Below are 11,050 nucleotides of genomic sequence, written 5' to 3'. Positions count from 1 at the left end.
TCCAAAAAGGTGTGGATGCCAAAACCACCGTTGATACCAAAGGCCTGACCTTCAACGGCGACAGCGGCAGCACCAATATCGAAAAACTCGGCTCCACCGTGACCGTTGCCGGCGACGACAACATCACGACTGAAGCCCAAGGCGACACTGTAACCGTCAAGCTGAACAAAGACCTGGTGGTAGACAGCGTCAAAGCCGGTGACACCACCGTTAACAACGACGGTGTGAAAGTCGCAGGCGGTCCTAGCCTGACCAAGTCCGGTATCGATGCCGCAGGCAACAAAGTGACCAACGTAGCCGACGGCGACCTCAATGCCAACAGCAAAGATGCCGTCAACGGCAGCCAACTGTTTGCGACCAACCAAAACGTCGCCAACAACGCCGCCAACATCGCCAAAGGTCTGAACATTGCCGCCGATAACGGCAGCGACGACAACGTCCAACTGGGCGAAACCGTTGCCTACCGCAGCAGCGACCGCAACATCGTGACCACAGTGTCCGACAACCAGATTGACTTCAAACTGGCCAAAGACATTACTGTTGACAGCGTTACCGCAGGCGACAGCAAACTGAATTCAGACGGCCTCACCATTACCGGTGGCCCAAGTGTGACCAAAGCAGGCATCAATGCCGCCGGCAACAAGATCACCAACGTAGCCGCCGGTACCGATGACACCGACGCCGTCAACTACAGCCAGCTGAAACAGCAAAGCGCCGCAGCGCGTACCGAGGTTGCCGCCGGTACCAACATCAAAGACGTGGTGAAAACGACCGGCACCAACGGCCAAGACGTTTACACCGTCAACGCCAAAGGCACGACCGCGAGCGCCGGTTCTGACAAGTTGACCGTTACCGCCGCTGCTGCAGACGCGAACAACGTGACCGACTACAGCATCGACTTGGCGCAAGACACCAAAGACGACATCCAAAAAGGTGTGGATGCCAAAACCACCGTTGACAACAAAGGCCTGACCTTCAACGGCGACAGCGGCAGCACCAATGTCGAAAAACTCGGTTCCACCGTGACCGTTGCCGGCGACGACAACATCACGACTGAAGCCCAAGGCGACACTGTAACCGTCAAGCTGAACAAAGACCTGGTGGTAGACAGCGTCAAAGCCGGTGACACCACCGTTAACAACGACGGTGTGAAAGTCGCAGGCGGTCCTAGCCTGACCAAGTCCGGTATCGATGCCGCAGGCAACAAAGTGACCAACGTAGCCGACGGCGACCTCAATGCCAACAGCAAAGACGCCGTCAACGGCAGCCAACTGTTTGCGACCAACCAAAACGTCGCCAACAACGCCGCCAACATCGCCAAAGGCATCAACTTCGGCGGTACCACCGGCAGCAACAACTACGCATTGGGCGACACCATCAATGTCAAAGGCGACAGCAACATCATCAGCGAAACCGTAGCTGGTGGTGCACAGCTGAAATTGGCCGATGTGTTGAATGTCGGTCAAGCGGCTCCGGTGAAAATCGATGGCGATAAAGGCGAAGTCAGCGGCTTGAGCAATACGACTTTGGGCGGCAGCGATTTTGCCCAAGGCAAACGTGCGGCGACCGAAGAGCAGCTGAATGCAGCCCAAGATCAGTTGGTGAATGTATTGGGTGGCAATGCGGCCAATAACGGCGGCAACATCAGCATGACCGATATTGGAGGTACAGGTGAGAACAACATCCACGATGCAATCAAAGCCGTCAATGCAACTGCCAATCTGCCTTTGACTTTCGGCGGCGACAGCGGCAAAGACGTTGAACGCAAACCGGGTACGAAGCTGAATATTGTCGGCGGTCAAACCGATGCAGCCAAACTTTCAGACGGCAATATCGGCGTTGTAGCGAATGGCTCTGATAAGTTGGAAGTCAAATTGGCTAAAGACTTGGCAGTTGACAGCGTGAAAGCCGGCGATACCACAGTCAATACTGACGGCGTGAAAGTTGGCGATGTCAACCTGACTAAAGCCGGCTTGAACAACGGCGGCAACAAGATTACCAATGTTGCAGCCGGTACCGATGATACTGATGCGGTGAATGTTGCTCAGTTGAACAAAGCTGTGGCTGCGGCTAAGACTGAAGTCGTTCAAGGCGATAACATTGTTGTTACTCAGGATGTAGGCGCCAATGGCCAAACCATTTACAAAGTGGCGACCGATAAAAACCTGAAAGTCGACAGCGTTACCGCAGGCGATACCGTGATGAATAATGACGGTGTGAAAGTTGGCGACGATGTTGCATTGAACAAAGACGGCTTGAAAGCAGGCGATGTGAACCTGACCAAAGCCGGTTTGAACAACGGCGGCAATAAGATTACCAACGTTGCAGCCGGTACGGATGACACCGATGCAGTCAATGTTTCCCAACTGAAACAAGCTGCTGCTGCGTCTAAGACTGAAGTTGTTCAAGGTAAGAATATCGTTGTGACTCAGAAAACAGGCGACAAGGGTCAGACTGTTTACGAGGTGGCAACCGATAAAGACTTGGATGTTGACAGCGTGAAAGCCGGCGATACCGCAGTGAATACTGACGGTGTGAAAGTGGGTGACGATGTTGCATTGAACAAAGACGGCTTGAAAGCAGGCAAGGTAAACCTGACTAAAGACGGCTTGGACAATGCAGGCAATAAAGTAACCAACGTAGCGGATGGCGATCTCAATGCCAACAGCAAAGATGCCGTTAACGGCAGCCAGTTGTACGCAACCAACCAAAACGTAGCCAACAATGCTGCGACTATCGCCAAAGGCATCAACTTCGGCGGTACGACCGGCAGCAACAACTACGCGTTGGGTGACACCATCAACGTCAAAGGCGACAGCAACATCATCAGCGAAACCGTAGCCGGTGGCGCTCAGCTGAAGTTGGCTGACGAGATTAGCGTGAAGACCGTGAATGCCGATACCTTCAAAGCAGGCGATACTGTGATGAACAAAGACGGCGTGAAAGTCGGCGATAAAGTTGCGTTGAACAAAGACGGTCTGACCGCAGGCAATACCGTGGTCAACAACGACGGCGTAACCATCGCTGCACCGACTGAAAACAATCCGAACAACCAAGTCAAATTGTCTCCTGTCGGTTTGAACAACGGCGGCCAACGCATTACCAATGTGGCTCCGGGTAAAGACGGTACAGATGCGGCAAACGTGAACCAATTGATTGGTTTGGGTACCGAGTTGCAGAACAACATCAACCAAGTAGGTAAGAAAGCCTACGCGGGTGTGGCCGGTGCGATTGCCCAAGGCTCGATTCCGCAAGTAACCCGTCCGGGTGCGACCGGTATCGGTGTCGGCAGCGGCTACTATGGCGGTCAGTCTGCCATGGCCATCGGCGTGTCTGCGATGAGCGACGGCGGCAACTGGATTGTCAAAGGCAACTTCTCGGCCAATACCGACGGTCATGTCGGTGTCGGTGCCGGTGCGCTGTATCAGTGGTAAGTTGGCAATGACAGGCAACTAGATTTGCTGCCTGAATAGGGAGGCCGTCTGAAATTTTAGGTTTCAGACGGCCTTTTTTTCTGAAAACACTTGAATTTAGGTTATATGAAACGATATGCTTCATCTATTTACCGCATGACTCTGAAAGAGAACAAATGAGCAAAACCGTCCATTATTTGAAAGACTACGCCGCTCCAGCGTACCGTATTCTGAAAACCGACCTGCATTTCGATATTTTAGAACCGCAAACCATCGTCAAATCCAGTCTGACCGTCCAACCTGAAAGAGCAGGGGAGCCGTTGGTATTGGATGGTTCGGCAAAACTGCGGTCCGTGAAAGTAAACGGTCAGGCCGTAGATTATGTGTTGGAAGACGAAAAATTGACGATTGCAGGCGTGCCGTCTGAAAACTTCACGCTGGAAGTGGAAACCGAAATTCTGCCGGCTGAGAACAAATCCCTGATGGGTCTGTATGCTTCCGGCGGCAACCTGTTCACCCAATGCGAACCGGAAGGTTTCCGCAAAATTACCTTCTACATCGACCGTCCGGATGTCATGTCTAAATTTACCACCACCATTGTTGCGGATAAAAAACGCTATCCGGTGTTGCTGTCTAACGGCAATAAAATCGATAGCGGCGAGTTTTCAGACGGCCGTCATTGGGTGAAATGGGAAGACCCATTTGCCAAGCCGAGCTATCTCTTTGCTTTGGTGGCAGGCGATTTGGCGGTAACGGAAGATTATTTTACGACCATGAGCGGCCGTAAGGTCAAAATCGAGTTCTACACTACTGAGACAGACAAACCTAAAGTCGGTTTTGCAGTAGAATCGTTGAAAAATGCAATGAAATGGGACGAAACGCGCTTCGGCTTGGAATACGACTTGGATATTTTCATGGTCGTTGCCGTGGGCGATTTCAATATGGGCGCAATGGAAAACAAAGGTTTGAATATTTTCAACACCAAGTTCGTGCTGGCCAACAGCCGTACCGCGACCGATACCGACTTTGAAGGCATCGAATCTGTGGTCGGCCACGAATATTTCCACAACTGGACGGGCAACCGCGTGACCTGCCGCGATTGGTTCCAATTGTCGCTGAAAGAAGGTTTGACCGTATTCCGCGATCAAGAATTTTCCGGCGACCGGGCCAGCCGCGTGGTGCGCCGTATTGACAATGTCCGTATGCTGCGCCTGTTCCAATTCCCTGAAGATGCGGGCCCGACTGCGCATCCTGTCCGCCCGGCCAGCTATGAAGAAATGAACAACTTCTACACCATGACCGTCTATGAAAAAGGTGCGGAAGTCGTGCGCATGTATCACACCTTGCTCGGGGAAGAGGGCTTTCAAAAAGGCATGAAGCTGTATTTCCAACGCCACGACGGTCAGGCTGTGACTTGTGATGATTTCCGTGCCGCAATGGCAGACGCAAACGGCATCAATCTTGATCAGTTTGCTTTGTGGTACAGCCAAGCCGGTACGCCGGTTTTAGATGCTCAAGGCCGTCTGAAAGATGGTGCGTTTGAATTGACGATCAAACAAACCATTCCTGCCACGCCCGATATGGCGGAAAAGCAGCCGATGATGATTCCGGTCAAAACCGGTTTGCTGAATGAAAAAGGCGAAGCGGTTGAGTTTGAATATCAAGGCAAACGAGTGAAAGAGGCGGTTTTGGTATTGACCGAAGCCGAGCAGACTTTTGTGTTGGGCGGCGTCAATGAGCCGGTTATCCCGTCTCTGCTGCGTGATTTCTCTGCACCGGTTACCCTGAACTATCCGTACAGCGAGCAAGAATTGGCCACTTTATTGGCGGCAGATGAAAATGAGTTTGCCCGTTGGGAGGCTGCTCAAACCTTGTATCATCGCGCCATTAACGCCAACCGTCAGGCATTGGCGGAAGGCCGTCCTTTGCCGGAACATAAAGCATTGATGGATGCTTTGGCTTTGGTGGTTTCCGGTGACTTTGATCCGGCATTCCGTGCCATTTTGCTGCAAATGCCGTCTGAAACCGATGTATGGGCGGAAGAAGAAAATATTGACCCGATTCAGGTTCATCAAGCGCGAGAAGCCTTGCTCAATGCCGTTGCTGTCAAGTTCCTGCCTCAGTGGCGCGAGCTGAACCGTCAAGCTACCGAGCAAGAAAACCAAGCTGATGCCACTGTTCGTTATGAATACAGCCCGGAATTGGCCGGCTGGCGAACTTTGCGCAATGCTTGCAGAGCATTTATCCTTCGTGCTGAAGCTGCGCATATTGAACACGTTGCGGAGAATTACGAAGCAATGGCGCAAAACATGACCCACGAATGGGGCATCTTATCCGCAATCAACAGCAATGAAAGCGAAATCCGCGATCGTTTGTTGACACAATTTGCCGATAAATTCGCCGATGATGCCTTGGTAATGGATAAATACTTTGCCCTGATTGCTTCAAGCCGCCGCAAAGATACTTTACAGCAAGTTCAGACGGCCTTGAATCATCCTAAGTTCAGCATCGAAAACCCGAATAAAGCCCGTTCTTTGTTGATCAGCTTCAGCCGTAATATTCCGCACTTCCATGCAGAAGACGGCAGCGGCTACCGCTTTATAGCCGATAAAGTGATGGAAATCGACCGCTTTAATCCACAAGTTGCCGCCCGACTGGTGCAGGCTTTCAACATCTGCAACAAATTGGAAGCCAACCGCAAAGCCGTCATGACCAAAGAATTGCAACGCATCAATGCACAAGAAGGTTTGTCCAAAGATGTAGGCGAGATTGTCGGTAAGATTTTGAATGAAAAATAAAGCCTGTCTGTTGACCTTATTGTAATCTAGCAATAAGGATAGATAGACTAAAGGACGTCTGAAACCGATTGGTTTCAGACGGCCTGGGGCCTTTGTAAAAATCCTCTTTTAGAAAAAGATATTACAGAATAAACGACTACTTTCCATATCCACTCTGTCTGTAAAAAACAACGTTTCCTAGCAAAAATCACTCAAAACAAGAGGAAAATTTGTTTTCCTAAGCCATAAGCTTTATATTATGGTCATGGAATCGTTGAAACAGAACGATATCGTAATAAGAAGAACGAATGCTCGCTTCTTCACACTTAAAAAAGGAAAACAGCAATGAAAAAATCCCTGATTGCCCTGACTCTGGCGGCTCTGCCTGTTGCAGCTATGGCTGACGTAACTCTGTACGGTCAAATTAAAGCCGGCGTTGAAGTATCCAAAGTTAAATTGGGTAAAAAAACCGCTGAAGAACTGAAGTTCGCACAAAGCTCTAAAACTGCTACTGAAATCGCTGACTTCGGTTCACGCATCGGCTTCAAAGGCCACGAACACTTGGGTAACAATCTGAATGCCATCTGGCAAGTTGAACAGTCTACTTCTATCGCCGGTGGCGACAAAGAGTGGGCTTCTCGCGAATCTTTCATCGGTTTGGAAGGCGGCTTCGGTAAAATTCGTGCCGGTAAACTGAACTCTACTGTTAAAGACTCTAGCGACAACGTTGACCAATGGGAAAGCAATAACGGTGCGTTAGGCATGTCTGTATTCACTCGTGTTGACGAGCGTGCAGTATCTGTACGTTACGACAGCCCTGTATTCTCAGGCTTCAGCGCAAGCGTACAATACACTCCACGCGACAATGCGAACTCTGATGACAAATACAAACACGAAGATCCTTCTCATGACACTTACTACGCTGGCCTGAACTACGAAAACTCTGGTTTCTTCGGTCAATACGCTGGTGGTTTCCGTAAAAACTCTGTAGAGACTAAAAACGGTTATAAAGACGGTCACGTACAACGTTTGGTAGCTGGTTACGATGCTAACAACCTGTTCGTATCTGTAGCCGGTCAATACGCTAAAAACTGGGAAAAATTAGGTGACTACGCTCAAGCTCAGTCTAACGGTGTTGTAACTAAAGAAATGCGTGAAAGAACCACTTCTAAAGTTAACGCTTCCAACGTAGTATTTGGTACTGCTGCTGGTTTGGATGGCAAAGGTGTTGAAACTGTTGAAGTTGCTGCTACTGCCGCTTACCGCGCCGGTAACGTAACTCCTCGCGTTTCTTACGCTCACGGCTTCAAAGCTAAAGTTGACGGTAAAAAACTGAAAGGCACTCAATACGACCAAGTTATCGTTGGTGCTGACTACGACTTCTCTAAACGCACTACTGCTCTGGTTTCTGCCGGCTGGTTGCGTGGTGCTGAGTCTGGCCCTCACAAAGTTGAAACCATCTCTGGTTTGGTTGGCCTGCGTCACAAATTCTAATCTTCGGATTAGTATGAAAAAGAGCCTGTTTTATGCAGGCTCTTTTTTTATTCATATTCTTCATGCTACCTAAATGAAAAATTAATTTAACCATTGATATAGAAGAAGGTTGAGAATTTTACAAAATTCCTCTTTCCTGATAGCTAAAATCTAAATACAGGTTTTCGACTTTTCATACTAAATACTCCTTATAATCCTTATTTAGACACATGATAATCGGGCATCCTGGTCTCCGTTTAGGTGCGAACAGAGACCTTTACAAAATTCCCCAAAATCCCCTAAATTCCCATCAAGACATTTAGGGGATTTTCCATGAGCACCTTCTTCCGGCAAACCGCACAAGCCATGATCGCCAAACACATCGACCGCTTCCCACTATTGAAGTTGGATCAGGTGATTGATTGGCAACCGATCGAACAGTACCTGAATCGTCAAAGAACCCGTTACCTCCGAGACCACCGCGGTCGTCCCGCCTATCCCCTGTTGTCCATGTTCAAAGCCGTCCTGCTCGGACAATGGTACAGCCTCACCGATCCCGAACTCGAACACAGCCTCATCACCCGCATCGATTTCAACCTGTTTTGCCGTTTTGACGAACTGAGCATCCCCGATTACAGCACCTTATGCCGCTACCGCAACTGGCTGGCGCAAGACGACACCCTGTCCGAATTGCTGGAACTGATTAACCGACAACTGGCCGAAAAAAACCTAAAATTAGAGAAGGCATCCGCCGCCGTCATTGATGCCACCATTATTCAGACCGCCGGCAGCAAACAGCGCCAGGCCATAGAAGTCGATGAAGAAGGACAAGTCAGCGGCCAAACCACACCGAGTAAGGACAAAGATGCCCGTTGGACAAAGAAAAACGGCCTCTACAAACTCGGTTACAAACAACATACCCGTACCGATGAGGAAGGCTATATCGAGAAACTGCACATCACTCCTGCCAATACCCATGAGTGCAACCATCTGTCCCCTTTGTTGGAAGGCATTGCCGAAGGTACGACCGTCTATGCCGACAAAGGCTACGACAGTAAGGAAAACCGACAACATCTGAAAGAACATCGGTTGCTGGACGGCATTATGCGCAAAGCCCACCGCAACCGTCCGCTGACGGAAGTGCAAACGAAGCGCAACCGATATTTGTCGAAGACCCGTTATGTGGTCGAACAAAGCTTCGGTACGCTGCACCGTAAATTCCGCTATGCGCGGGCAGCCTATTTCGGACTGATTAAAGTGAGTGCGCAAAGCCATCTGAAGGCGATGTGTTTGAACCTGTTGAAAGCGGCCAACAGGCTAAGTGTGCCTGTTGCCGCCTAAAAGGCGGCCCGGATGCCTGATTATGGGGCGTCCGGGGAGGATTAAGGGGGCGTTTGGGTAGAACCAGTGGGTACTTGGAACGAAAACAGCCGAAAATCTGTGTTGGTATTTCGGCTGTTGCGGGAAGGGCTTTTTTGCAAAGGTCTCAAACAGTCTTGCCGCCGAAACCATCATTACTTCTTCGGACAAGCAGTTCAGCATCAGAAAAGTCTGCAACCATAAAACCCAAGAATGCTCTTTCTTTGCAGGCAAAAAAGTCATCGAGAAAAATCTTCCCGAAGACAGGACAAGCCATGAATGGCTTGGCAATACTTTCGCATTAAGAACCAGCTTCGGGTCGTATGATTCCTACACCACCTTCGCCGACCGCACCCATAAGCCCCATACGCTTTCCTCCGTCATCGCCACCGACAGCAAAACGCAATGCGTCGTGACTGCAGATAATAAAGGCGAGTCTTTCTACTCGCTGTTCCGCGATAAACCCGTCAAATTCATTGCCGCAAACGACAAAAAATTCGGCTTCACCCGAGATGTTGCTACGCTGGAATCCGTTGTCGAAGCAGAATTCAAAGGCAAGAAAGTCCACATGACGTATATGAATAAAGTCGAACGCGATGTCTCGGTCGTTTTAGACAATTCGTGTGTGAAATGATGTGCCTGGTTGGATGAACAAGGTTTCGAGTTTTTATGTAAAGGTCTTAAGTCTCTAAAAGGATCTTAGTAAGGAGAAAAAATTTCAGATTCTTATAATTTAGATTTGGATGATCTTATAACTATGCCTTATTAAGACTCAATAGCAGATCTCTAAATGCATTCGGATCTTTAATAAATGTCATTTCACCTGATTGAGGAAAATGGAAATCCAGTAGGCGGGACACCCAGAAACGGATACATCCGGCTCTTTGTGCCGTAGGGAAATATGCACGTTCTTCATCAGATAAAGGACGCACGCTTTCATAGCCATGGATAAAAGCATCATAAAGAGCAGGGTCTAATTTATTATCGGCTGTCCGCGCCCAGTCGTTAACTGCAATGGCCAAGTCGTACATGAAATTACCATTGCACGCATAATAAAAATCGATGAAGCCGGAAACTTCATCTCCATTAAGCAGTACGTTGTCTTTAAATAAATCGGCATGGATAATACCGGAAGGCAAATGTTCTCCAAGATTTTCATCTAAAGAAGCAATTTCAGCTTGAAGCAGTTTGGCATCTTCGCTATCTAAAACCGGGAGCAACTGAGTGCAGGCATCGTGCCACCAGCCATCATAACGGGGATTTTTCATTTTTAAAGGAAAATCTTGGCCGGCTAAATGCATTTTGGCCAACATCGCACCAGTATGGAAACATTGTGCCTCTGTCGGCCAGCCGGTATCGGAGCCATTCAAACAAGTTACCAAGCAGGCAGGTTTTCCGGCTAACATAGAATGCAGTCCACCATCTTTACGAGCAATCGGAGCGGCGCAGGCAACGCCATTTTGGCTCAAGTGTTGATTTAGCTCTAAAAAGAAAGGCAGTTCCTCTGATTTTAAAACCTCAAAAACAGTCAATACATAACGACCGGTTGAGGTAGTCAGAAAATAATTACTGTTAGTAATTCCTTGAGCAATCCCCTGCAAAGAAACAAAATCTCCCAAATCATATTGCAGCAAGAAATCGCGCATTTGAGCGTCGGAAACACTGGTATAGACAGACATAGCAAACTCGAAGCTGAAATAAAATCAAAGAAACATCATACCAAAAAACAAGCATCAACAATATAAATTAAAGCATAGGTCAAATTCAAAAGGCCGTCTGAAACCAAAATTTCAGACGGCCTTAGTATTGAACCGGGTTGGATATTGGAAGCGGATAGGGAAGATTTGAGTATTTTTAGAAAAATAAAAACCCTGTTAAAACAGGGTGGTGGTTAAATTTTCGAAAATAATTTCGAGAAAGGTGTTGACTGGTTTTGTTGGAGGGCGTATAGTTCGGTTCTTCGCTGCTGACGCGGTGAAGAAAACGAAGCAGACAGTATAACACAGTTGGTTGAAATTTTCGATAATT

Annotated in this window: 6 protein-coding genes; 5 read left to right on the top strand and 1 reads right to left on the bottom strand. The window is 48.7% G+C overall.

All coding sequences use genetic code 11. The features are described from left to right. From ACTHUG_RS11055 to ACTHUG_RS11035, 5 genes are all read left to right on the top strand, one after another. Positions 1–3,434, top strand: a 3,434-nt coding sequence (locus tag ACTHUG_RS11055; RefSeq protein ID WP_440386783.1) for a YadA-like family protein, incomplete at its 5' end; no start/stop codon positions are given. A gap of 155 nt (positions 3,435–3,589) precedes the next feature. Beyond that, positions 3,590–6,211, top strand: a complete 2,622-nt coding sequence (gene pepN / locus ACTHUG_RS11050) for an aminopeptidase N (RefSeq protein WP_440386784.1) — start codon at positions 3,590–3,592, stop codon at positions 6,209–6,211. Between the two features lie 324 nt (positions 6,212–6,535). Then, a complete protein-coding gene (porB, locus tag ACTHUG_RS11045) occupies positions 6,536–7,684 on the top strand; it encodes a trimeric porin PorB (protein WP_440386785.1) in 1,149 nt (382 codons plus the stop codon). A gap of 312 nt (positions 7,685–7,996) precedes the next feature. Next, positions 7,997–9,004: an IS5 family transposase gene (locus ACTHUG_RS11040; RefSeq protein ID WP_440386786.1), complete on the top strand. Its 1,008-nt coding sequence runs from the start codon at positions 7,997–7,999 to the stop codon at positions 9,002–9,004. 430 nt (positions 9,005–9,434) lie between these two features. Next, the gene (locus tag ACTHUG_RS11035; protein ID WP_440386787.1) at positions 9,435–9,656 is read left to right on the top strand and encodes a hypothetical protein; all 222 of its coding nucleotides are present in this window, start codon (positions 9,435–9,437) and stop codon (positions 9,654–9,656) included. 121 nt (positions 9,657–9,777) lie between these two features. Here the strand turns inward: ACTHUG_RS11035 and thrB are convergent, their stop codons facing one another. Beyond that, positions 9,778–10,701 carry a homoserine kinase gene (gene thrB / locus ACTHUG_RS11030; RefSeq protein WP_440386788.1) on the bottom strand — a complete coding sequence of 308 codons (924 nt, stop codon included), beginning with the start codon at positions 10,699–10,701 and terminating at the stop codon, positions 9,778–9,780. Positions 10,702–11,050 lie beyond the last annotated feature (349 nt).

The organism is Neisseria sp. P0022.S009 (genome assembly GCF_051956675.1).
Classification (GTDB): domain Bacteria; phylum Pseudomonadota; class Gammaproteobacteria; order Burkholderiales; family Neisseriaceae; genus Neisseria.
This window is presented reverse-complemented; position numbering and strand designations above follow the sequence as displayed.

What these genes read in the sequence shown, in the direction of transcription:
- ACTHUG_RS11040 (WP_440386786.1), top strand. Translation starts at nt 7,997, where the DNA reads ATGAGCACCTTCTTCCGGCAAACCGCACAAGCCATGATCGCCAAACAC.
- porB (WP_440386785.1), top strand. Translation starts at nt 6,536, where the DNA reads ATGAAAAAATCCCTGATTGCCCTGACTCTGGCGGCTCTGCCTGTTGCA.
- thrB (WP_440386788.1), bottom strand. Translation starts at nt 10,701, where the DNA reads ATGTCTGTCTATACCAGTGTTTCCGACGCTCAAATGCGCGATTTCTTG.
- pepN (WP_440386784.1), top strand. Translation starts at nt 3,590, where the DNA reads ATGAGCAAAACCGTCCATTATTTGAAAGACTACGCCGCTCCAGCGTAC.